Here is a 25,278-nt window from a genome sequence, read left to right on the forward strand (position 1 = left end):
GACTTATTAGACAGCCCCGATACAAGTTATTTATAAACAGGTATATCCAAAATTAATGTATTTACACCTATTTCTTCATATAACTTATATATATTGTTAACTTGTTTATAAGCCCAGCCTATATCGGTAGCATACTGATGTGTAGCGTATCCCAATTTATCCATTGCTTCTGGATTCCAACGCATTTTATATAATGTGTTTTGACCAGCTTTAATATATTTATTTCCTATAAACGCTGCTCCCCCTACAATCGCCTTATACGGAGTAGTCCAATCATTTTCATAAGCGGTTTTTGCTGCACCATTATACGGATTACTATCTACTGCACCAATACCGTACATGTTATAAACAATTTTACCATTGTACACAAACTTTGCACTTTTTCCATTTCCTGTTTCTAAGATAGCATGAGAAATAAGATACAAATCATTTATATTATTTTTATTCGCAGCATCAACAAAGGCTTGTCCCATACCTTGGAGATCTCCTTTTCCGTTTAAAAACCTATTCAATTGATCCACAGTTGCCCCACTTGGCTTCGATAGATCAAGAAATTGATATCGTTGCTTTTCATCATTTTTAAAATTCGACGGGTCCAAGTAATATTTAACATCTGAATAAGTAGCATTTCTCCATGTGTTATAACTTATTTTATGCCATTGGGCACCCAATTCCAGCACTGTTAATAGCTGTCCCTTTTTTACCTGTCCGTATATATGGCTATTTAAACTCCTGTCAGCACGAACATTCACAAGATCTCCGGTGACTTCTGCGATCTTAGAATTTATAGTGGCCAACGAACTATGGACATATAAATCTTTATTATTATATCTAATCTTATACCATACCGAACTTCCAGAATATGTATCTCCTTTTACATTTTTATCAAGGACCAAAAACGCTGTTCCCTTATCAACTGTTGTATAAATATTATTGTTAGAATCTAACTTTGGTGAAGTTCTAAGTCGTACACCACTTTCAGTAATAGAACCACCTTCATAAATTTTCACAAAATCACTGCTTATATATGCCGGTTCATTCCGGTACTTATCAGTTTGCGGTGAAGCTTTCATTTGTATTTCTACAGCTTTAGTTAAACTAATATTATAAGAAGTGTATTTAATACTTGGTTCATTTGGTTTAACTACCCAATTTGAGTGCAAAAACACTTGCTTTCCATCTAATATTCCGCGGTACCAGATATTGTTTCCTACTTTTTCAGTTTTATTTACATAAAAAATATGATTCTTATATTTAGTCAAGTCATTATATACAATATCCTTGGTTCCGCCCCATGCTTTGCTGTATGCATGGCCAATTCCCTTTACATATAGAGTCTGTTGTTTCATGTCTACACCAACATGACTTCGGACATCTACATCCTCAGCATTTACCCAGCCTACAACGCCGTTTTCACTGCTCGGCTGCCTGCTCATTAGATAAAATGTTTGGCCGTCTAAACTCGCCTCTTTTTTGATATAATAAACGGAATTTGTTAATCCACTGGCGGTAAATGTCGTGTTATATTCACCTATCCTTTTAAAAATTTGAACTTTTTCATTCTTAAAATGGCCAAGTTTACTTGTACTCGATTCTTTTAAAGTATTCACCCAATTTGAATGTAAAAACACTTGCTTTCCGTCTAATATTCCGCGGTACCAGATATTGTTTCCTACTTTTTCAGTTTTATTTACATAAAAAATATGATTCTTATATTTAGTCAAGTCATTATATACAATATCTTTAGTCCCGCCCCATGCTTTGCTGTATGCATGGCCAATTCCCTTTACATATAGAGTCTGTTGTTTCATGTCTACACCAACATGACTTCGGACATCTACATCCTCAGCATTTACCCAGCCTACAACGCCGTTTTCACTGCTCGGCTGCCTGCTCATTAGATAAAATGTTTGGCCGTCTAAACTCGCCTCTTTTTTGATATAATAAACGGAATTTGTTAATCCACTGGCGGTAAATGTCGTGTTATATTCACCTATCCTTTTAAAAATTTGAACTTTTTCATTCTTAAAATGGCCAAGTTTACTTGTACTCGATTCTTTTAAAGTATTCACCCAATTTGAATGTAAAAACACTTGCTTTCCGTCTAATATTCCGCGGTACCAGATATTGTTTCCTACTTTTTCAGTTTTATTTACATAAAAAACATGATTCTTATATTTAGTCAAGTCATTATATACAATATCTTTGGTCCCGCCCCATGCTTTGCTGTATGCATGGCCAATTCCCTTTACATATAGAGTCTGTTGTTTCATGTCTACACCAACATGACTTCGGACATCTACATCTTTAGCATTTACCCAGCCTACAACACCGTTTTCACTACTAGGTTGTTTACTAATTAAATAATAAGTGTTATTATGCTCCTTTGCCTCTTTTTTAATATAGTAGACGGAATTCGTTAAACCTTTAGCAGTAAAAGAAGTTTTACTATTACCTATTTCTTTATAAATTCTTACATTTTCGCTCCGCAAATGTCCTAATTTACTAGTATTATAGGTTTCAGCAGATGAAGAAGTAGGTAAGATTGTCAATACGAAAAATACGGCTGTTATAAATGCGATAATATTTCTCATTAAATCCTCCTTTTACTTTAAAATGTCGATATTCCTTAGATGATTTTAAGGTATTAAAAACTTTTCTAATTGCTATAATAACATATTTTCTGATGATGTATAAAAGTTTGTGAAAGCATTTTGCTAGACCAAAAGAAAAAAGGTAGGGTATTCTCTGATTTGACCAACAACACATTCCAGAGAAAGGAGAGCCCTACCTATGTCTAAAAGTATACCGAATGTAGACTGGGTCAATCAACTGGAAAGTGCGATTCGCCAGTTTGTAAAGGAAAAATTAGAACTCATCATGCGTGAAGAAATAAAACATTTCCTCGAAATGGAACAGACTGGAACGTCAAATATGAGAAACGGCTACTATCAGCGAAACCTAGATACGCAATACGGTCGGATTGAAGGGCTTTTAGTCCCAAGAGACCGAAACGGGGAATTTCAAACGCAGTTGTTTCCCCCTTACCAACGCCATACCGGCTGGCTCGAGGAAGCTGTCATCAAGATGTATCAAAGTGGCATGAGTACACGTGAGATTGGCAAGTTTATTGAACGAATTTTAGGAAATGCTTATTCTCCTGCAACGATCAGTCGTATGAAGGAGGACATCGAGAAATGGCATACGCGTCCTCTACAAAAGCGATATTCGGGATGGGTTGTACGTGAAACTTCGTCGAGATACGGTAGAAAAAGAAGTTATTTATGTCGTGTTAGGTGTAAACGAAGAAGGATATCGGGAAATTCTTGATTTTTTCGTAGGAGGAAAGGAAAGCGCCTATGGATGGCAAGAGATTCTTCAACAGCTCTACAAAAGAGGCGTACAAGAAGTGCTTCTGGGCGTATTCGATGGACTACCGGGTCTGGAAGAAGCCTTTAAGGCGGTTTATCCGAAAACCGATGTTCAGCGTTGTGTCGTTCACAAAATCCGTAACACACTCAGCCGTGTTCGAAAAAAAGACCAATTGGAAATGGCAGAAGATCTCAAACTAATTTTTTGCGCACCGAATAAGGAAATAGCGTTACAGATGTTTCAACAGTTTGAGTCAAAATGGTCAAGCAAGTATCCGTGAGAAGTTCAATCTTGGGGAAATGAGTTGGATGTCCTTCTTACCTTTATGAATGATCCAAGCAGGATTCGAAGTGTGATTTTACACGACCAATGCCATCGAACGATCAAGGAGATTCGGAAACGTCTAAAGCCGATGAACAGTTTGAGCAGTTTAGAAGCCGCGGAAAAAGTCATGTATTTGACCATCCAAGACTTTAATGAGAAATGGGCAGGGCGAAAGTTGCGAGGATTTGCCGAAGCTCAGAAGCCCTCCAGCGAATGTTTGAAGAACGTAATGATTAACCAAATAATGTAAATCGATAAGATGAGGGGATCTTCCTTTCCACACAGGAGACTGAATATTCAGTCTCCTGTGTGGAAGAAACAGACCCTCTCCATTCTAAATCCATTTCAGAGATGCCCTATCTATCTTACATTATACAAAATTCTTGACGGTACCTATTTTCTTACTTTTTTAACAAAACAATTGGATTAAAAATTTTAGTCTCATCGACAAGAAAACTATCAAATAGAAGAGGTGTCTCCTGTTATAAGGGCAAAAAATTAAACAATCAACTACTAAAAAGCAAATGCTGTAATTAGTGAACTTGAATTCTTAGCGCCAAAAAAAAGGAATCAAGAAATCTTGATCCCATCAATTTAAGTTATCTTTCGTGTAATTTTTGAATAAAAAAACTGGCATGGAATCTCTGAAGAAAAAATACTAAGTTAGGGTTTACTTAAAACAACACTACCTATTCCTTTTCACTAATCCAATTTCTGCAATTACTTCTATTTTTAACAAGCTAAACAATTAACAAAACATTACATCCCGAAGTATTGATCTAGATGATGCATAGATTCTCAAAAAATAAAGTAGAATTACTTACAAGGTGCTTTAATCATTGAAGTAATTTAACACTAAATCCCTATTCGATACTTCAAAAAGTATAAAGACCGATCCCTTGACTCATTGATAACTATACCACTATTGTGTACATACAAGATTCTCGATTGTATGGCAAAATGTATTTAACATCGATAACCGACTTTAGTAAACATGTTTCAGAATTTTACCGTAAGTTTAATAAATAAAGAATAATAGTTAATAGTTCTCTCTTTGTTAAAAATGCCAAAAATATAAATAAAAAATTTCATAAATTGAAGCAGAATTTACGGCTTTGTCTTTAAATCAGAACTTCTGCAGAATTTTAATTGTAAATTTTCAGGAATTAATTCACTATAAATACTAATATCCATAAAATAAAAATCAAAAAAACACACTTTCCACAACTCTTTTAGAAGCTTCACCGTCTTCCAAATAACAAAATTTATTATAGAACATTTCAAAAGAATGTGGAACTTCAAAATTGTTACGTTCAAAATATTGAATTTGCTGTAGCACCTCATCTGTAGTATATGCCAACGGTCCAGGTGCTTCTTTTTCAATATCAAAATAGAAACCGCGAAGTTTATCCCGATAACTATTGATATCATATACAAAAAAGATGATCGGCCGTTTTAAATTAGCATAATCGAAAAATACGGATGAATAATCAGTGATGAGGAGATCTGAAATTAAATACAAATCACGAATATCTTCATAATCGGATACATCATATGCAAATCCCTCAAAATTACTTAAATCAAGGTTTTCTGCAATTAAATAATGCATTCTTAACAGAATGACATAATCATCCTTTAATTGCTCCTTCAGTTTTCCTAAATCAAGAGCTAAATCAAATTTATATTTTCCAACTTGGTAAAACTGATCGTCGCGCCATGTAGGAGCGTAGAGAATCACTTTTTTCTTTACTGGAATATCCAGTTTTTTCTTTAATTGATCAATTATTTGCTTTGTGTTATGTGTATACAAAAAATCATTCCTTGGATATCCTGTTTCTAAAATTGTTTTTTCAAATTTAAAAGCCCGTGCAAATATTTCGGTTGAATATTGATTAGGTGAAATTAAGTAATCCCATCGTTTTGCTGCATTGGTGAAATTTCGCTTATATTTTTCAGTATTCGTTCCTGGCATATGGACTTCTTCCATATCATTTGCCAGCTTTTTCAACGGTGTGCCATGCCAAGTTTGTAAGTATATTGTATGCTTTGGCTTCGGGATCCAAAGCGGAAGCCGGGTGTTGAAAACCCAATATTCCGCCCTAGCCATTGCAATCAACCATTTTAGAGAAAAACGTTTAAGATAAGGCACTTTTTTTTCTACAAAAACATCTGTATACCCTTTCTGTACACTCCAAACCATTTTGAATTCCGGATGATGCTTCTGCAAATACTCATAGATTGCCCTGGGATTGCAGCTATATTGTTTTCCTAAGTAGCTTTCAAAGATAATAAAATTTTTTTTAACTGGCAGTTTAGAAATAACTATAAAGATCCATTTGTATATCTTTAACGCGATTGACTTAACCTTGAATTTCTTTACCAATCCCATGAATTTTTGATTCATAACTTACACCCTTATACATAAAATAATCCGATTGAAACAGTTCCCTAATTAACCTTTCACTAGATTTTCCATCCGAATATTGATTCCATTTTTTCGAAAACTCAACAATGCTTTCAATATTATAGTCGCCTTTCTTAATATGCTGAATAATTTCATCCGTGTTATAGACTATCGGCCCCGGAACTTCTTTTTTATAATTTTCTATAATACCCCTTGTATGGCTATATTGATCAAAATCATAAACAAAGAACAACATAGGCCGTTGAAGTAATGAAAACTCAAAAGGCACCGAAGAATAATCAGTAATTAATATATCCGTAATAATTAGCAATTCATTGATATTGTCATATTCAGACAAATCATAAACAAAACCATTATAGATTGATTCTAAATTTTTCGCCTGCTTGCGAACAGCAGGATGCAATTTTATGATGATTATATATTCATCGCATAAAGCATCGTACATTTTTTTAAAATCTAACTGAATCCGAAAATTTTCTATTAAATTATCTCGATATGTCGGAGCATATAAGATTACTTTTTTATTTTTCATTGTCGGAAAACGAGAAAACCAATAGTCTCGAATCTCTTTTTTGCTTTTTAAGTCAAAAAAAAGGTCGGTACGCGGAACCCCTGTTTTTAAAATCCGATCAGGGGTAAGATTAAATGACTCCATAAAAATTTTGGCCATCTCATTCGAACCGACAACAACTTTATGAAATTTTTCATACACTTTTAAAAATCTTTTTTGAGCTCTTTTGGATCGCTTTTTAATAGATAAATCTTTTAAACCGAACTGTTTTAAGGCTCCTGCAGCATGCCATAATTGGATGCATTGAACTTCTTTTTTAAACGAAACAGCCGATAGGAAACCGTAGTAGTTGTCAATAAATATATATTTTGAAGTAGCGAGATGGTAAATCGATTGAATCATGTCTATGACATTCGCCGTTTCAAAAGATAAAACAGGTTCATCGACTTCTTTTAAAAAATCAGTTTTTTGTTTTGCTAAAAAAATTACATCTGCATTCACATTTTGTTTCCGTAAAGCCCTATAAACATATAACGAATTGTCACCAAAAGAAACAACAAATGTCACTTTATTTTTTAGTGGAAAAAGTTTAAAAATTTGAAAAAAAACTTTAAAAACAACTAAGTAAAGCCAAATAGCCAATTCCCTAACCATTTTTTATCATTAAATCCTTTTTAATTCTAGTTGTCGAAATGCCAATTGTTCTTGGTAAATATATTACTTGGCAGTAATCTTTCAAAAAATCAAAATGTCCTTTCCAGTCATCGCCCATTACAAAAATATCCACATCATGTTCTTGGATGTCACGAACTTTTTGATCCCAAGATTCTTCAGGAATAACTTCATCGACATATCGAATTGACTCAAGGATTAATTTTCTATTTTCATATGAATGATAAGATTTTTTCATTTTTTGCTCATTAAACTCATCTGTTGAAAGACCGACAATTAAATAATCCCCAAGTTCTTTCGCTCTTTTTAATAGATTGATATGACCCCAATGCAGCAAATCAAATGTTCCATAAGTAATAACTTTTTTCACCTTTATCCCTCCTCCTATTTAAGGAAAGTATCCAAAGAACCATTCATATTTATATAATTCTGCTATATTATCATAATAAACAAAAAAATCCACAAAGGATTTACATTTAATTTACATTATTATAACTTTTTAATACAACATTAATCAAATTTAATTTTTACATTACAAATGGACAGTCAAATCAAAATAAAAAGCCTTTCATTTTTTTGCACATCATCCATTATAAGCCTTAACAAATTTAATTTCAAACTGATATTTTAACATAGACGAGATGCTATCCATTGAAAAAAGTCTTCCTGCAGGAATTACCCTTTTTGAAAAATTGGTTGTTAAATAATCTCAAATGGATTCGGCTTTATATCTTCAAAACCAAAATAATACAGAATCCCCTTTACAATTCGTTCTGATGCCTTGCCGTCTCCGTAAGGATTGGATGCTTGCGACATTTTCTGGTATACCTTTTCGTCTGTAAGCAGTTGTTTAGCTAATTGATATATTTGTTCTTCATCAGTACCGGCAAGCTTCAAGGTTCCTGCTTCAATTCCTTCAGGTCGTTCAGTTGTATCGCGGAGAACTAAAACAGGTACACCTAAAGACGGAGCCTCTTCCTGCACGCCGCCGGAGTCTGTCAGGATAATATGGGAACGGGCGGCAAAATTGTGAAAGTCCAAAACTCCCAGTGGTTCAATTAAATGAATCCTGCTGTCATTTCCGAGAATTTCAACTGCTACCTCGCGAACAGCCGGATTAAGGTGAACAGGGTAAACAACCTGGATATCAGCAAATTCTTTTACTAATCTTTTAATGGCCCGGAACATACTTCTCATCGGATGCCCTAAGTTTTCGCGTCGGTGTGCAGTAAGCAGTATCATTCGGTCATTTCCAATTTCATCAAAAATTTCGTGGTGATAATCATCTGTTACTGTTGTTTTTAAAGCATCTATTGCCGTATTGCCTGTTATAAAAATCGAATCTTCCGGCTTATTCTCTTTTATTAAATTTTCAAATGCTTTCTTAGTGGGAGCAAAATGCAAATCCGCCAAAATTCCTGTTAATTGGCGGTTCATTTCCTCTGGAAATGGAGAAAATTTATTATTAGTGCGAAGCCCCGCCTCCACATGGCCAACGGCAATCTGGTTATAAAACGCAGCTAAACTAGCAATAAATGTTGTCGTGGTATCTCCATGAACAAGAACAATGTCAGGCTTTACTTTTTTCATTATGCCATCTAAGCCTTCTAATCCTCTTGTCGTAATATCAACTAACGTTTGCCGATCCCTCATAATATTCAAATCATAATCCGGAACGATACCGAAAACATCCAATACTTGATCAAGCATTTGGCGATGTTGTGCCGTAACGGTTACAAATGACTCGATTTTGTCTGTATGTTTTTTGAGTTCCAGCACTAACGGAGACATTTTTATTGCTTCAGGTCTAGTTCCAAAAATCGTCATTACTTTAATTTTTTTCAAGAACATCACCTTCACAAATTTTTTTCGAACATAATATATCTTAACATTTTTAATAAAACTCATTAGCATTGCATAAATATAGTTAGAATTTTCTGTTAATTAATTTTTGTGAACTTGTGCCAAAAAGACAAAACCTAAAGAAAGGTGGCACTGCCCATTTGGTAAATATATACAGTTAAACCAGAGCGACAACGACAAAAGGGAGATTATGGACTGGCTCGCCCATCAAATTTTCGCAACCAAACATAAGCTGGTTTCCACAGAGCTCTCTTTAACCAACGAGTAATTCGAAGTAGGGATTTCTTACTTTTCATCTCCAATTGAATGAGAACATGTAAGCAATACGTGATCAGGGCTAAGAAAATTTGATTTTGAATAGCTGTTTCACTCATTCCATAAAAGTGCTTAATTTCTACGTGTTGCTTGAGCCATTTGAAAAAGAGTTCAATAGCCCAGCGAGATCGGTAAATATCACTTATCTCTTCTGGTTTTAAATCAAATCGGTTGGTGATGAAACGAAGTAAGTTCCCTTTTGTGTCCATAACTTCTAGTAGACGAAAGACATTTTCAGTACGATTTTGTGTGGTACCAATGTAGACCATTTTATCGGATAGAACGTGACAATCATCAGGAAGTGAAAATGTATAGACTTCACGAATGACTGCGTTTTTCTTCAGTCTTGAAACGAAGAAATAGCCATCATCTGTCATCCGATCAAAACGTTCATAGTCCACATAACCGCGGTCAAACACATACATGGCTTCTTGATCATCCACTAGGACTTCGAGTTGATTTCGGTCATGTTCTTTTGCTGTCGTAATCACTGCTTTTTCAGGATAGACGGTGTCTTTATCCATGAAAACAAGCCGTAAGTGTAGCTTTACACCAGCTTTTGTTTTCCGGAATTTTGCCCATTTATAATGGGTCAAGTTCAACGGGAGTGTACTTGAATCAATGATTTTCAGTGGCATATTCTTTCCGTTTTTATAATGGTACCGTTGAATTTTCCAAACAAGATCCAAGAACAAATTTGCAAGAATGAGTGGGTGGATCTGATTGTTTTTTCGGGATAGCTGAGAGGCACTTATCGATTCAAATCCGAGTGCTTTTTGAAGATCTTCGTCTACAAGTGCATCACTCATTTCCTCTAAGCTCTTAAATTCGAGCAGCTGGGCTACCAATAAAAGTTTAATATAGGCTTCTGTTGTCAGCTTTTTTGTGTAATAGTCCTGTTTCAATTCTTTGACTTGTTCGCTAAGTTTTTGAATATTTATGGGTGAAACCCATTTACCAAATGATGAAATTAGTGTATTCTTGTCCATAATGGTTATCCTTTACGATTGGATTTGGGCAGGAACCACCTGTACTTCCATTGTAAAGGTTTTTTTTGTTTCGAAATCAATAAAAAATTGAACATTCTTAGTATTTTGAATCATCAGATTTAATTACTGCAATGCTAGTGAATAAAACTGATTTGTAAATTTCTTGAGATTCCCTTATTTTTTACCTAATATTTCCGTTTTCTAATCGAATATTCCAAAAAGTCCTCCTTTAGTTCATCTCGGCTTAGAATAGAGAATAAAGGATACAATTGCCTCAGGGTAACCAAGTTAGTCGGTGATGCTCTAGCAGAATAGCGAACATCTCGCTGCCGATAAATGTTTTGATTCATAAATTTGATTCATAAAGTTGACCCTTTCGACTCATTGGCGAAGCTTAGGATCTGTCGCACAATTTGGAGCAAATCCTATATTTTTCTATACAAATTTAAAAATGTTCTCCAACCTCTCGTTTTTCTCTGCATATGCCGATAAGAATTCAAAGGCAGCCAGCTTCCTATGGAATGCTTGTCAACACACAATTCGCAGTATTTCTTTTGACTATGTCTTAGTTGCCGCAAAAAAAAATGTGCCTAAATCGACAGTAGACAGGGATGAAGCTTTTTTTATTTAGCACAATCCTCACTATTGTTTCATATATTATGAACCGACAGCTAGCAACACTATGGAAACAACAACTAAAAAATGACAGCGTTTTGCCTTGACGTTGATCTTTGTCTAAGCTACCATTCTCAACAAAAAAATCGACAAAATCACTATTTCCCGGAAAATGTTATATTATATACTTCCTTCCGAAAAAATTTATCATTAATCCGCAGCGACAAAATATTTAATTAAATACTCTCCCCATACCTGATTTCCTTTTTCGCTCGGTTTGGATCGGTCTTCTGTAACGTATTGCTTCAATTGCTCGTCTTCCTTATCCGGCCAATTTTCCCAATGGTTTAAATATGTAAAATGGTTTTCTTCGGCATATTGTTTGAGCGCATCTACTTCCTTAGGATAAAATTTTGCACCAAAGAGCGGGTGTGCAGGCTGCAGCATAATCGATACGTCAGGATTTGCTTCTTGAATTTTCCGCAAGATGTCCGTAATGTTGCTTAGAGTATTGTCAATGCCGACAACGCCGTTATCATTCAAAATAAACGGCTCGAAAAGGAGGATGTCAGGTTTTTTGTCTGCAATTTTTTTATATAATTTTTTATTCAATACACTATGCGTTGTCTCCTCGGCATCGGAAACAATCGAGATGTTAAAGAGCTCATCTCCATATGCAGAAAGAAGCTCCTTTTTCAGTTTTTCCGGCCACCCATTTTGATCGGAAGGAACTGATTCAGATCCCCAAATTACAAAGTTCAATTGTTTCTCTTCTTTTAATGCTGTTTTGATTTTTTTCTGAACATCCTCCGGTAAATTTTTGGCGTAGTCCTCTCGTGTATCATTTTGTTTACTATTGTCTTCCTTTATATTTTCTGCAGATGATTCCACAGAAGCAGCTGTCGGTTTTGAAATTTTCTGTTTCCAATAAAAATGGCCGACAATAATTGACGCTATACATAAAACGACAACATTACTAACAATAATCCTTTTTTTCACAGATAATCCTCCAAACGACAAATTTCTCACTTTATTATAGCGGAAAATGCCCTGCCGTTCCATGCTGTCAATTCATTTTTTCAAGCGGTGCTGACAAGTGTATACGAAAATATTTTCCTCACAAATATATTGTCTTAATAGAATTGGAAACTTATAATCAGATTAGATAAATTTAGTAATGAGGGATGAAATTATGAGATCAGATAGACAGAGAAAAAAGAGAAAGAAATGGCTCTGGATTTTGTTATCAGTCATTGTAGTTTTCATTATTGCCACGGGATCCTATGCCTTTTACATTTGGAACAAAGCACAATCGACCATTGCCAACATTCAAGAAAACATCGGGCGGGATAAATCAGACAAACGCGATCAGAAAGTCAACTTTAAAAATCGCGATCCTATTTCCATATTGCTGATGGGTGTTGATGAAAGAAAAGGAGACCGAGGACGGTCTGATTCGCTCATTTTGATGACAGTCAATCCAAAAGAACAGTCAATGGAAATGGTCAGCATTCCCCGCGATACAAGAACAGAAATTGTCGGAAAAGGCATTCAAGACAAAATTAACCACGCCTATGCTTTCGGCGGAACAGAAATGGCTATTAAAACGGTTGAAAATTTCTTAGATGTGCCGGTTGATTATTTTGTCAAAGTGAATATGGAAAGCTTTCGCGATATTGTCGATGCAGTCGGCGGTGTGACGGTTGAAAATGATTTAGATTTCACTTATGAGGGCTACCATTTTGAAAAAGGAACCATTCACTTGGATGGCAAAAAAGCTCTTGCGTATTCAAGAATGCGATATGATGATCCAAGGGGCGATTTCGGCCGCCAGGAAAGGCAGCGGCAAATTATTGAGGCGGTTATTGAAAAGGGAGCAAGCATTACATCCATTACAAAATTTGGAGAAATGTTTAAAGTCATTGAAAACAATGTAAAAACAAATCTTACATTTGATGAAATGTGGGCAATTCAAGAAAATTACAAAGATGCCCGAAAAAATGTCATTCAGCATCAAATAAAAGGGAGCGGGAAAAAAATTAACGGCATTTACTACTATATTGTGCCTGAAGATGAACGTCTTTCCCTTTCCAACGAGCTGAAAAAACATTTGGAATTAAAGAAGGAAACCGCTGAAAAATAAAAAATAGTGCGGCAGTTCACCATTCGATCGCATTTTTATAAGAACTGCCGCCATTCCCTATAATAAAAAATCCCCGCAAGCCTAGAATAATTCAGCAGCATTATGATTTTCGTTTACAATCATAACAAGATGGCTTCTCATATAAAATAAAGGAATGGTATTCCTTCCCCTCATTGATCCTTCTCTTATATGTATCATTGATATGAGACGCACTTTTCATTTTGTTGTAAATGATACTCATATGCTTCTCCACTACTACTTTCTCATGATTGATTAAAACGATTGTTGAATGCTTTCCTTTTGAAACGACATGTCGAATAGCCGAATGCGCAATCCATTGGCAGTCTAAATGCTCCATTGATTTAGTAGGGAAAAAACAAAGATCAAGGGCAGGAATGCATACAGGAAGCATGCGCTGGCGCGGCAGGATTTTCTTAGCTGCCTCAATGATACCGTTAAGAGACACACCATAATAGCTGCAGCTCTCCGCCAAAAGATCCTTCGGCTTCTTTTTCACAAGATACTTTTCATACTTTTCAATAACAATTGTCCAACATTCCCCATACGTATTAAAAAAAGGAAGCAATGCTAACGTGTCACAAGTTACAATATAATTTTTGACCTGCTCCACTCTTTCACCCCTTTTTCTTCACTATTTGACAATCCTTGCATGACATTAGACTTTTTTACTAGTTCTTTCGATGTATATTATACACGAATTTCAAGAAAATTTGGTAAATTTCTAAACTTTTTTGTAAAAAAAGAAAAAAATTCCATGATAAAACCAAAAAATTAGTATAATATTATCATTACGAGGTGAACTTATCGTGAGAAAAAAATCGACGATGGGGCGAATGGCATCTATTTTTTTATTTACGTTTTTTCTTTTAAGCGTTTTTTTTATTACGTGGCGCTCGAAGCATGTCGATTCAAACGACTCTTTTGCAAGCATTGAACCTCAAATTCCGACCATCTTTGTCCATGGCTATAAAGGAACAATGCGCTCGTTCCAACATATGCTGCATCGTTTTGAATATGATTACCGCTGGGGAATAAAATCAATGGTCATTCGAGTTGATCGCATGGGCATTGTCCATATTTCCGGAACAATCCCACAAAACTTAAAAAATCCTTTTATACAAATTGTTTTTGAGGAAAACCGCACAAGTATTGAGGAAACGGCAAATTCTCTGAAAAAGGCAATGCGCTTATTAAAAGAAAACTATTCGGTAGACGAGCTATACATTGTGGCTCATTCGATGGGAGGACTCGTTTCGACAAAATATATCGAGGACACGAACAACTTGAAGGATTACCCGATTGTCCGCAAAATGGTGGTCATAGGCAGCCCGTTTCAAGGAATAGAACAGGAATCTTACCATAAGCTGAATACAGGTAAAGCAATCATTGATTTAAAGCCAGATTCTCATGCTTTACTAGAAATATTGAACAACCGGAATCAATTTTCTAAAAAAACGAAAGTTCTCAATATCGCAGGGATCAATCCCGAGTATAAAGACAGTGATGGAGTTGTCTCCATCCAGAGCGCTCTCAGCGCTAGAAATATTGTTCCGTTAGAAAATTATCATGAAATCATTGTTAAAGATAAACTTGCCACACACAGCGGTCTTCATGAGCATCCGAAAGTGGACAAGTATATCGGCGAATTTCTATGGGGGTACAATTGAGTTGGGGAAAGTATTTCTTCAACCGAATGACCTTTTTTCAATAAAAACCCCGATTCTTCTCCCTCCTTTAAAAGGAGAAAGAAGAGTCGGGATAAATGTTTTATACATGAGATACAATGAGAACACATTTTCCTTTTATTGCGAAATCGCCCGTTTGGTTCGGCAAAATAAAATGAGCCCCTTTTTTTAGTGTGTATGAACGGCCATCATGAGTAAGCTCCCCGTCTCCCTCAATCACGCTTGCAAGAAGGAACGGATGATTTTGAACAAACTTCCCTTCGCCGTCAATCTCCCATTTGTAAACTGAAAAAAATTCGTTTTTGATAAATGTGGTAATCGTTGCTCCTTCCTTTACTTCCACAGAACGTTCAATCGTGTAATCTTTATGAGGAACAGTCGCCACCTCTATCGCTTGTTTCAAATGCAATTCTCTTTTATTTCCGTTTGCATCTACGCGGTCGTAATCATACACTCTGTAAGTCGTATCAGAACTTTGCTGCGTTTCAAGGATGAGCGTTCCTTTGCAGATGGCGTGGATGGTGCCGCTCGGAACATAAAAGAAGTCGCCCGGTTTTATTTTTACTCTTCTCAGCAATTGATCCCATTTTCCACTTTGAATCATGGATACGAGCTCTTCTTTCGTTTTGGCATGATGACCGTAAATGATCTCCGCATTTTCTGAGCAGTCAATGATATACCAGCACTCCGTTTTTCCTAATTCACCATTTTCGTGCTTTTTTGCATATTCATCATCTGGATGCACTTGTACGGACAAATCGTTGTTTGCATCCAGAATTTTCGTTAAGAGAGGAAATCGATCCCCTTTTATTCCGCCAAACAATTCTCGATGGTTGTCCCATAATTCACCCAATGTTTTCCCTTTAAACTTTCCTTCTGCTACAATGCTTTGACCATGCGGATGGGCAGAAATCGCCCAGCATTCTCCTGTTGTCTCCGTTGGAATTTCGTAATGAAAATGAGTGCGAAGGTTTTTTCCTCCCCATATTCGATCTTTAAAAACAGGCTTTAAAAAAATTGGAGACTGCACCATCTTGTTCCACTCCCTTTCTGCAATAATTTCCCCATTATTTATATTAAGCAGTTCTTGAAATTTTTTCACCTTTTTTCATTTTTTATACAGAGATCGCTGAAGAGGAACCTTCAATATCAAAACAGAAAAGGATGCTGAATTCTTTAAAGCATCCTTTTCCTTTTGATTTGTTATCAAATTTTCGGATCACTGTTCGTTAGCATATACAGTGCCAGCCGCCTGACTGGAAGCCTGCTCTTCTTGAGAAGCTTTTTCCGGATGAAACTCTCCTTCCATTTTTGAAACAACAACTGTTGCGACACCGTTTCCAATTAAATTCGTAATCGCACGGGCTTCTGACATAAATCGGTCAACACCGATGAGAAGTGCAATTCCTTCAACCGGAACCATTGGAAATGCAGCCAAAGTAGCGGCTAATGTAATAAATCCGGAACCAGTCACACCTGCAGCGCCTTTTGAAGTCAGCATTAAAATTCCAAGTAGAGTCAGTTCTTGCCAAATGGTTAAATCGACTCCATATGCCTGTGCAATAAAGATAGCCGCCATTGACAAATAAATCGACGTTCCATCTAGGTTAAAAGAATACCCAGTCGGAACAACAAGACCAACAACAGACTTAGAACATCCGTACTTCTCAAGCTTTTCCATCAATTTTGGCAATGCGGATTCAGAGGAGGAAGTTCCTAACACAAGCAATATTTCTTCCTTTATATATGCGATAAATTTTAGAATGCTGAACCCGTAAAATTTTGTGATCAGTCCCAACACGATCACGATAAATAAGAACATCGTCATGTAGACAGAGGCCATTAATTTTCCTAAAGACACAAGCGATCCCAGACCGAAATTTCCGATTGTATAGGCCATTGCACCAAAAGCTGCAATCGGTGAAATTTTCATAACCATATTTACGATGCCAAAAAAGATATTTGTTAATTGTTCAAACAAATTCATAACAGGTTTTGCTTTTTCCCCTAGTCTTGCCGCTGCTAATCCGAAAAGGACTGCGAAGAATAAAATTGGCAAGAGCTCTCCATTCGCAAGCGCTCCCACAGCATTTTCTGGCACAATGCTCATGATAAAGTCCAAAGCACCGTGATTTGCTTCTTCTGCTTGCTTCGTATATTGAGAAATATCGCCTCCTTGCACACTATCGGTGTTAAAGCCCTCACCAGGCTTCATCATGTTTACGACAAAGATCCCGATAGCTAGAGCTATCGTCGTAACAATTTCAAAATAGATCAGAGCTTTCCCGCCGATCCTGCCTACTTTTTTCAGATCACCCATCGATCCGATACCGATGACAACGGTGAAAAATACAATTGGTGCAATCACCATTTTCACTAGTTTAATAAAAATATCTGCCAAAATCTTTAATTTTGCCCCGAACTCCGGGAATAAAAATCCAACTGTAATCCCTAAAATTATTCCGATAATAACCTGTACTGTCAGGTTTTTAAAGTTTATTCTCATTTATCTCTCTCCTTTCCCCTTTGATAACGTTTTCAAATGTCCGTAAATCTATGTTAATAGAATGTTCAAAAAGTTTTAATATTATGGTTTTATTAATCTTTTTGTTCTTTTTGGTCTCAAAATTAATTTGAATGGCCAAAAATGAGAAAGGATCAGCACCTCCCTAGTCATTCTGGGAAACAGAAGCGGAAACTCTTAATAGATTCATTTTTGCTTTTCAACTACTCACACTTAAAGTCTAACGAGCTTGTCACTCCAAAGAAACGTAAACGGCTTGCTCTCCTTCCTTAGCAGAGCAGGTTAACTACTGCCCAACGACTCTCATGCTTCAGTCGTAACTCCAACGATGACCATTTTCATAACCGATTGTCCATTTGTAACCCCAAAAAAAATCAAAACACAACGGGCGATAGACGATGCGATCGAGTTTTCTTAGAATCATTCATTCGTTTCAAATAGTTACTGCCGATAAGCTGAAAGGTTTTATTTCAGCCATTCCTGTAAAGAAAGTGCAGCCACTGTGATGTCCATGTACTTTATCTTACATCTTTCCACCGAATGCTCGTTGGACTATTTCTTGTGGTGTATCATGCGTAAAAATGGATGAGAGCGGCGAATATAACACCTCTTTTTTTTCTCTCAAATTCCATAACTCAAGTTTGACACCATTTCACTACATGTGGATAACTAAAGGTGATTATACCAATAGTTATCCACTTTTTTTATCGAAAATATAATCATTATGTAGTGTTATGTGGATAACTTTTGTATATTCAATAATATGTAATATATGTTATACTATTAGTGCTATGTATATTCGAATTAATAAGCAAAAAAATAAAAATGGTTCTGTTCGTCAATATCTACAAATATGTCGTACATTTCGTGTAGACAATAAAGTTCGGCAACAAACGCTTTGTAATCTAGGGAGGTTAGAACATTTATTAGAGAATGGCTCTGTCGATAACATAATCGAGGGATTAGCCAAATTTTCAGAGCGTTACTTTGACCGAATTCACGGGCAAGGCTCTTCCTCTTCTGTCTCCGTGCTTTGGACAAAAGAGTTTGGGCCGGTTTATCTGTTCCGAAAGGTATGGGAAAAGTTAGGGCTTGGTCGGCTATTACGTAAAATCATGGATGATTCCGAGGCTGCTTCTCAGTATGACGAAGCCATTTTTGCCATGGTGTTAGGTAAAACTTATAAAAATCAGGTTGCTTAACCATGCCCTTCATCAGCTTTCCGCATTGTAGTGGCTAGAATGGAAGCCGTCAAGGAAAGCGCTTGACCTCTTCCATTCTACCCACTTAGTGGTCTGCAAGCTGACGAAGGAGCTACTCTAGATTGAGTATCAATCTCGCTAACTTATTGCCGGAATTGTGTGAACATCACAGAATATGGTGATGAGACATTTTATTTAGGTGGATGGCCTAAAAATTTACAAGAAATTTTTGGGATGAAACCGATTGAAACAGACAGCCTCTATCCAAAGGACCGGAATTACGTTTTATACCATGATAAAAAGTATGAGTTGAGGGATTATGCCACAGTCCTGGAATTATATACTGCAAAGAGTGAAGGAATTTATTTGCAAGATTTTTATGCCAATACACCCGCAATAACCAGCCATCAATATCAAGCTGGTAAAGCTTATTTCATAGGTGCGAGATTAGAACGACAATTTCAGACTGATTTTTATAATAATTTAATGGAGGAATTGTCGCTAAAACCCGCCTGTCCTGTTCAGCATGGCAAAGGTGTATCTGTCCAAGTAAGGCATGACAATGAAAATGACTATATCTTTGTAATGAATTTTACGGAGGAAGCACAATCCGTTACGTTTCATTCAACGGTCAAGGATATGATAACCGGCAAGGAATTAATAGGTGAAGTGACCTTAGAAAAATATGAGGTAAAAATTGTAGAAAAAACGAGAACGAATTAGCTGTTTTGCACACAATCTCATGAGCGGGAGAAAAACCTCCTGCTTATGAGAGTTTTATAATCTGTTGGCAACAATCAATGTCTTTTTTATATAATAATGAAAGTTTTGAAGTTCAGTTTATTGAAAGCGGTTTCACAAGCTATCGTATTCGGTTAATGACAATCCTTTAGAAACTTGAATAGAGTAATTGGTTTTTTCAGGAGAATAACGGGTTGACCTATAGATATGCCCTATATTTCCAAATCTATAAAACGAACAATCAACCTCATTAACTATAAAATTTTTACGAAAATACGAACTATTTCCTTTACTCTCAACAATTTTGTATTACTATCTTTTTCAATTGGTGATATAATGTTCAAAAAATATTTCCTTTTCAAATTTTTTTTCGAGGCGATGAAGGGATGAAAGTAAAAGATGCATTAAAAATTGGCGAATTAGCTTCAGGAAAGATCGTTGCTGGTGAAAAGGGGATTTTCCGGAAAATAGAAACCGTTGAAGTCATGGAAGTACCGGAAGTATTGAATTGGGCAACTCCCGGTATGTTAGTATTAACAACCTTTTATTCAATAAAAGACGATCCGGATAAACAAATTCAAGTTGTAAAGGATTTGATATCGATTGGGGCGGCTGGTTTAGTTATAAAAGTCGGAAGATTTATTGATACGCTTCCGGAAGAAATGATTGCCATTACCAATCAACATGACTTTCCCATCATCTCTTTGCCTAAAAACATTTCCTATATAAACGTGTTAACACCACTTTATGAATGTTTATATAAAGAGAAGTATTTTGGACAGGGTCGTTCGGAAAATCCTTTGTCAAAATTTGGAGCAATGGAAATCGATTCGGTTCAAGAAGCGCTTGATGTGCTATCAAAGATGTTAAATGGATCCGTTTATATAGAAGATAACGAAGGAAGACTTCTATATGCTGCAAAAAACTTTACATCCGATGGATGGAGAAAGTCAACGGCACTTTTTTCACTGCCAACCTATCAGCGGTATGATGAAATGTTGGAGGAGTGGACAACTAAATTTTCACACACGAAAAATATTTTATTTAGTATAGAAGGATATCGAAAGCAAATGATTATCCCGCTTACTTATAAAAACCGCGTATTTGCCGTTGTCCACATTCACTGTATCAATTCTTTAATCACGGATCCTGTCTTTCAAAATCATTTAGAAGAAGTGGGGAACAAGCTAAAAGATGTATTATTGAAAGAACAGTTGTATAATCAGAGAAAACGTCTAAACGATTATGAACAAATGAATGGGTTTCTGAAGGGTTTTGACCATTTGGATCAGGCAAACGAAAAGAATAATGTCATTATTCACTTTTATTCGGACAGTTTAAACATCCCGTATTCCAATCCGTCTTTGATTGACTATGAAGGTTTAATTCGAAATAAGTTAATGGATTTCATTGAGCAATTGCAAATTCATAAAAGTCAAGTGTTTATCTTTATGAAAAACAGAAAATTTTATGCGCTCCTAACAGGTATTGAAGAGAATTATAGTGAAATGGTCCAACGGTGGAAAAACCAAATAGAGGCGTACAATAAATTGGATCCTTTAAGGGGATTATATGTCTCGATTAGTCCTTATTTTGGAAAAGGAGCCAACCTCGATACGGTCGTGCAATCTGTTACAAAAATCATCGAAGTCGGTTCGAATGTAAAAAAGGGAGAATATGTTTACACATATAATGAAATGGGAATTTATCAGTTTTTACTAAATTTAATTGATGACCCGTTTGCGAAACAATACGCACTGAACTTTTTGGCGCCATTGCTGGAAGATAAAAAGAATGATTTATTAAAAACATTGGAAGTTTATTTACAGGAAAATGGCAATGTTTCAAAGTCGGCAGAAATTCTGTTTATTCATCGGCGTACGATGACCTATCGATTGAAAAAAATTGAACAATTACTAAATATAGATTTAAACAATTCGGAAAATCGTTTTATTTTAATATTTTGCTTAAAAATCATGAAAATAGCTTAAGAGAGGCGAAATAAATGGTTCGTCTCTCTTTTTTGATTCATCACCACATTTTGTGATTTAACCCAAAAAATAAGGAAAACACTCACGAATTCCTGGCAATAATGTTAGCGTCACTTAACATAACAGGAGGTTCTAAAGTGTTTTCCGTATCACTAGATTTGCCAGAATTTGAAGTTGTTAAACAAGTGTTTCTTGAAGATTGCAATTTGTTACATGTTGAGAAAAATACTACAGAAGAACGCTGTTCTTACTGCGGTTTTTTTTCTAGTCATGTCCATGACTGGCGGACAAGAAAGGTTCGTGACTTGTCCGTATTAGGTAAGCCCCTTTTCTTATTTGTCAGAGTGTATAGATACCGTTGTCACAACTGTAATGAGGTATTTTCACAAACATTTGAATCTATCCGTCCTAATAAGCATCAGACCAATCGGTACAGAGAATATCTGTACGAAATGTGCATTGGCTCTACTATCCAAGAAGTGAGTCGAAAGGAAAAAATACCTTATACAACCGTTGAGAGAATATTTTATTCCGTTGCTAAAGAAAAAGAGAAGGAGCATTTAGAAACTCTTGAAAGTGTTTTAGAAAACAATGAATTAATCCTTAGCCTTGATGAGATCGCTGTCCGAAAGGGTCACCGATATGAAACAGTTCTTATGGATACCCAATCCGGGAGTGTGCTTGGTATGGAACATCAACGGAGTTATCGTTCAACTCAGATCTTACTTGCCAAGAAGATTCTGTCTGATAAATGCGTTCATACCGTTGTTATGGATATGTGGGATCCCTTCCATAAAGCTGTTAAATCTATATTCCCAGAGGCCTGTATCGTCATTGATAAATATCATGTGGTGCAAAAGGTGACACATGCACTTGACCAAGTTAGAAAGAAAACTCCTGGACTAAAAAAGGGACGGTTTAAACTCTTGAAAGGTTCTGAAAAGTTAACGGCTAATGAAAAACAACAATTAGACGAGATGCTCAAAGAGCATTCAGAATTGTCATATGCCTATTTTCTAAAAGAACTCTTTAGAGAAATATACCAAGTGAATGACTATGATACAGCTGATTCACTCTTAGAAGAATGGATTCAACTCGCATGGAGCAGCCCATTTCCTTCATTTCATCAAGTTGCCAAGACGATAGAAAATTGGAAGGCACAAATTTTACAATATTTTCTTACCCCTTTTACGAATGGCCGGATTGAAGGTACAAACCATAAGAGTAAGAACATCAAAAGACGTGCTTTTGGCTTCAGAAACCTTGAAAGATTTCGGCTACGTGTATTTTTGGAATGTACAGGTAAAACTTATAAAAATCAGGTTGCTTAACCATGCCCTTCATCAGCTTTCCGCATTGTAGTTGGTAGAATGGAATCCGTCAAGGAAAGCGCTCGACCTCTTCCATTCTACCCACTTAGTGGTCTGCAAGCTGACGAAGGAGCTACTCTAGATTGAGTATCAATCTTGCTAACTTATTGCCGGAATTGTGTGAACATCACAGAATATGGTGATGAGACTCTTTTTTTATCAAATAGATCATTTGCGTAAAGATCAACAATGCACAATATGGATAATTCAGAAAGAAAATGATTTCACTCTTTTTGCATTTATAGAAATAGTTGAAAAATTTATAATGGTGAAAAATCCGATAGAGGTGGTTCAATTGTTAGGGATTATTCGTGTTTTAACAACTGATGATGAAAAAATTTTAAATGAACACGGGAAGAAATTGAAAGAATATTTTTCCATAGAATCGGTCACACGCTGTATTCCATCGCAACCTAATGGAATATACGATGATGAATCGGAGAAAAAAGCCATACCCAAAATCGTTGAGTTAGCTAAAGAATTGGCGGAAAAACCGAACATTGATGCCATTACCATTAGTTGTGCTGCAGATCCAGGCTTGGATGAAGCAAGAAATGAAATTGATTTGCCGGTTTTAGGTGCTGGGGGTTGTGGGGCGCATGCTGCAAGTATGGTAGGAAACCGTATTGGCATCATTGGCATTACCGACGCACCTCCAGCACGAATGAAAGAGGAATTGGGAAGGAAATTCCATTCCTACTCCTATCATCCTTCTCTTAGAAAAACAACCGATTTATTCGCTTCCACGGCAAAAGATGAATTATTAGAAGTAGTAAAGGATGTCATCAACTCTGGCGCCGATTGTATCCTGTTTGCTTGTACAGGTTTTTCCACTATTGGACTTAAAGATTATTTAAACGGAAAAATTTCTGTACCTGTTATCGATTTAGTGGAGGCGCAAGGGATTGGTTATCAATTAATTAAAAAGGGGTCATAAAGATGCAAAATAGGACATTCAATTTAACCTTTTTTATTTTTTCTGTTCTTATTTCTATTTTTGGCGCCATTATCGGGATGCAACTAATTACAACGCTCGGTATTACGCCAAATACATCCATTATTGGCGCATTAATCGCCATGTTATTTGCGAGAATTCCAATTAAAATCTTTGAACAATTTAAGTCGTTGGAAAATCAAAATTTAGTTCAGACATCCATTTCAGCTGCCACTTTTGGGGCTGCCAATAGTTTATTAATACCAATTGGACTTCCATTTGTAATGGGCTTGCCGGACCTTATTATCCCAATGTTAATCGGAGCCGGATTGGCGCTTTTAACCGATGCCCTTATCCTTTATAAAGTTTTCGATACGAAACTTTTCGGGGCAAACGAAGTATGGCCTCCAGGTGTTGCCACGGCCGAAGCTTTAAAAGCCGGTGATGAAGGCGGCAAAAAGGCAAAATATCTTGGATTGGGGATTCTTGGCGGATTAGTTGGATCCCACTTCGGCATTTCCATGTCGGCCTTTGGTGTTGCATTCATCGGGAATTTTTGGGCTTTGAGCATGTTCGGTATTGGTTTATTACTTAACGGATACTCGCAACCGTTGTTTGGCTTGAATTTAGGAGACTATTATATCCCACATGGCATGATGATCGGCGCAGGTCTCGTTGCTCTTATTCAGTTTATCATTACTTTTACGAAAACGAGAAAACAAGGTGGAAAAGTTACAGACACAAGCGGATACGAATATACCCGCGGTGCTGACGATATTAAAAAAGGTTTTGGTTTTGGATTCCTGCTTTACTTAGGAATCGCTATTCTAATTGCCGTCATGGGCGGGCTCATTACTGAAATGCCATTTGGTCAATTGATTCTTTTCATTATATTTGCTGCTTTTGCTGCATTAGTGCATGAAATTATAGTCGGGATTGCGGCTATGCACTCCGGTTGGTTCCCGGCATTTGCGGTAACACTTATTTCATTGTTAATCGGCATGATACTCGGCTTCCCGCCAGTTGCATTAGCATTGCTGACCGGTTTTACAGCAGCAACAGGACCTGCTTTTGCAGATTTTGGATATGATTTGAAATCCGGCAACATCATTCGGACTGGCGTTTCCGTTGAACAAGAATTATATGGACGGAAAATACAATTGAAAAGTGCATTTATCGGGTTCATTATCGCAATTGTGATGGTTGCCCTATTTTCCAAGAACTTTTTTGGACAAGGCTTAGTTCCGCCGGTTGATCATGTATATGCATCCACCATTAAGTCTGGATTAAGCGGGAATGTTGGTCTTATGTTGCTCTTATGGGCCATTCCCGGGGTGATTATTCAGCTGATTGGCGGTACGGAAAGACAATTGGGCATTATGCTGGCTACTGGGTTGCTTATTATGAATCCTTTAGCAGGATGGGCTGTTATTGTCGGTTTAATAATTCGCGTTCTTGTTATCAAATTTATAGGATCTGAAGCTGAAAATAAGATGTATACGACCGCAGCTGGATTTATTGCCGGCGATGCATTATATAGTTTCTTCTCATCCGTGTTTAAAGCGAAATAATGAGGTGATA

16 protein-coding genes and 3 pseudogenes are annotated in these 25,278 nt (G+C 36.4%); 9 read left to right on the forward strand and 10 right to left on the reverse strand.

The features are described from left to right. Window positions 1-26: 26 nt before the first annotated feature. The gene (locus NSQ94_RS16410) at window positions 27-2,594 is read right to left on the reverse strand and encodes an N-acetylglucosaminidase (protein ID WP_339229717.1); all 2,568 of its coding nucleotides are present in this window, start codon (window positions 2,592-2,594) and stop codon (window positions 27-29) included. A 199-nt stretch (window positions 2,595-2,793) separates the two neighbouring features. Here NSQ94_RS16410 and NSQ94_RS16415 point away from each other — a divergent pair. Beyond that, a pseudogene (locus NSQ94_RS16415) lies at window positions 2,794-3,933 on the forward strand (IS256 family transposase). A 967-nt stretch (window positions 3,934-4,900) separates the two neighbouring features. On the opposite strand, the pseudogene NSQ94_RS16420 reads toward NSQ94_RS16415, so the two are convergent. The 6 genes and pseudogenes from NSQ94_RS16420 to NSQ94_RS16445 form a co-directional block, all read right to left on the reverse strand. Further along, window positions 4,901-6,094: pseudogene (locus NSQ94_RS16420) on the reverse strand (CDP-glycerol glycerophosphotransferase family protein); the annotation flags it as partial. Beyond that, complete coding sequence (locus NSQ94_RS16425; protein WP_339194204.1) at window positions 6,057-7,286, reverse strand: CDP-glycerol glycerophosphotransferase family protein; 1,230 nt, start codon at window positions 7,284-7,286, stop codon at window positions 6,057-6,059. The pseudogene NSQ94_RS16420 and the gene NSQ94_RS16425, both read right to left, overlap by 38 nt. Beyond that, window positions 7,279-7,674 carry a glycerol-3-phosphate cytidylyltransferase gene (tagD, locus tag NSQ94_RS16430; protein WP_339194202.1) on the reverse strand — a complete coding sequence of 132 codons (396 nt, stop codon included), beginning with the start codon at window positions 7,672-7,674 and terminating at the stop codon, window positions 7,279-7,281. The genes NSQ94_RS16425 and tagD overlap by 8 nt, the downstream gene beginning before the upstream one ends. Window positions 7,675-8,003: 329 nt before the next feature. Next, entirely contained in the window at window positions 8,004-9,155 is a 1,152-nt protein-coding gene (wecB, locus tag NSQ94_RS16435; RefSeq protein ID WP_339194200.1) for a UDP-N-acetylglucosamine 2-epimerase (non-hydrolyzing), read from the reverse strand. Between the two features lie 200 nt (window positions 9,156-9,355). Beyond that, on the reverse strand, window positions 9,356-10,471 hold the full coding sequence (locus tag NSQ94_RS16440; protein WP_003352762.1) for an IS4 family transposase: 1,116 nt from the start codon (window positions 10,469-10,471) through the stop codon (window positions 9,356-9,358). 825 nt (window positions 10,472-11,296) lie between these two features. Next, window positions 11,297-12,085, reverse strand: coding sequence for an SGNH/GDSL hydrolase family protein (locus tag NSQ94_RS16445; protein ID WP_339194199.1), 789 nt, complete (start codon window positions 12,083-12,085; stop codon window positions 11,297-11,299). A 193-nt stretch (window positions 12,086-12,278) separates the two neighbouring features. Here NSQ94_RS16445 and NSQ94_RS16450 point away from each other — a divergent pair, with 193 nt between their 5' ends. Then, window positions 12,279-13,229 (forward strand): LytR family transcriptional regulator, encoded by a 951-nt coding sequence (locus NSQ94_RS16450; RefSeq protein ID WP_339194198.1) that lies wholly within the window; start codon window positions 12,279-12,281, stop codon window positions 13,227-13,229. Between the two features lie 100 nt (window positions 13,230-13,329). On the opposite strand, the gene NSQ94_RS16455 is transcribed toward NSQ94_RS16450, so the two are convergent. Then, window positions 13,330-13,860 carry a competence protein ComK gene (locus NSQ94_RS16455; RefSeq protein WP_339194197.1) on the reverse strand — a complete coding sequence of 177 codons (531 nt, stop codon included), beginning with the start codon at window positions 13,858-13,860 and terminating at the stop codon, window positions 13,330-13,332. Between the two features lie 196 nt (window positions 13,861-14,056). Between NSQ94_RS16455 and NSQ94_RS16460 the strand changes: the two genes are divergently transcribed. Then, the gene (locus NSQ94_RS16460; protein WP_339194195.1) at window positions 14,057-14,917 is read left to right on the forward strand and encodes an alpha/beta hydrolase; all 861 of its coding nucleotides are present in this window, start codon (window positions 14,057-14,059) and stop codon (window positions 14,915-14,917) included. Window positions 14,918-15,017: 100 nt separating this feature from the next. On the opposite strand, the gene manA is transcribed toward NSQ94_RS16460, so the two are convergent. Then, a complete protein-coding gene (manA, locus tag NSQ94_RS16465; protein ID WP_339194194.1) occupies window positions 15,018-15,968 on the reverse strand; it encodes a mannose-6-phosphate isomerase, class I in 951 nt (316 codons plus the stop codon). Between the two features lie 186 nt (window positions 15,969-16,154). Then, window positions 16,155-17,441: a dicarboxylate/amino acid:cation symporter gene (locus tag NSQ94_RS16470; RefSeq protein WP_339194192.1), complete on the reverse strand. Its 1,287-nt coding sequence runs from the start codon at window positions 17,439-17,441 to the stop codon at window positions 16,155-16,157. A gap of 809 nt (window positions 17,442-18,250) precedes the next feature. Here NSQ94_RS16470 and NSQ94_RS16475 point away from each other — a divergent pair. The 6 genes and pseudogenes from NSQ94_RS16475 to NSQ94_RS16500 all read left to right on the forward strand — a co-directional run bounded on the left by NSQ94_RS16475 (window position 18,251) and on the right by NSQ94_RS16500 (window position 25,268). Then, window positions 18,251-18,661 carry a hypothetical protein gene (locus tag NSQ94_RS16475; protein ID WP_339194191.1) on the forward strand — a complete coding sequence of 137 codons (411 nt, stop codon included), beginning with the start codon at window positions 18,251-18,253 and terminating at the stop codon, window positions 18,659-18,661. A 192-nt stretch (window positions 18,662-18,853) separates the two neighbouring features. Continuing rightward, a pseudogene (locus NSQ94_RS16480) lies at window positions 18,854-19,384 on the forward strand (beta-galactosidase trimerization domain-containing protein); the annotation flags it as partial. 404 nt (window positions 19,385-19,788) lie between these two features. Then, on the forward strand, window positions 19,789-21,393 hold the full coding sequence (locus tag NSQ94_RS16485) for a PucR family transcriptional regulator (RefSeq protein WP_339194189.1): 1,605 nt from the start codon (window positions 19,789-19,791) through the stop codon (window positions 21,391-21,393). Between the two features lie 137 nt (window positions 21,394-21,530). After that, entirely contained in the window at window positions 21,531-22,724 is a 1,194-nt protein-coding gene (locus NSQ94_RS16490; protein WP_339229719.1) for an ISL3 family transposase, read from the forward strand. 304 nt (window positions 22,725-23,028) lie between these two features. Then, window positions 23,029-23,700: an aspartate/glutamate racemase family protein gene (locus NSQ94_RS16495; RefSeq protein ID WP_339229721.1), complete on the forward strand. Its 672-nt coding sequence runs from the start codon at window positions 23,029-23,031 to the stop codon at window positions 23,698-23,700. 2 nt (window positions 23,701-23,702) lie between these two features. Continuing rightward, window positions 23,703-25,268, forward strand: coding sequence for an OPT/YSL family transporter (locus tag NSQ94_RS16500; protein ID WP_339194185.1), 1,566 nt, complete (start codon window positions 23,703-23,705; stop codon window positions 25,266-25,268). Window positions 25,269-25,278: the final 10 nt, after the last annotated feature.

Source organism: Aeribacillus sp. FSL K6-2833 (genome assembly GCF_037965815.1).
GTDB classification, from domain to species: domain Bacteria; phylum Bacillota; class Bacilli; order Bacillales; family Aeribacillaceae; genus Aeribacillus; species Aeribacillus composti.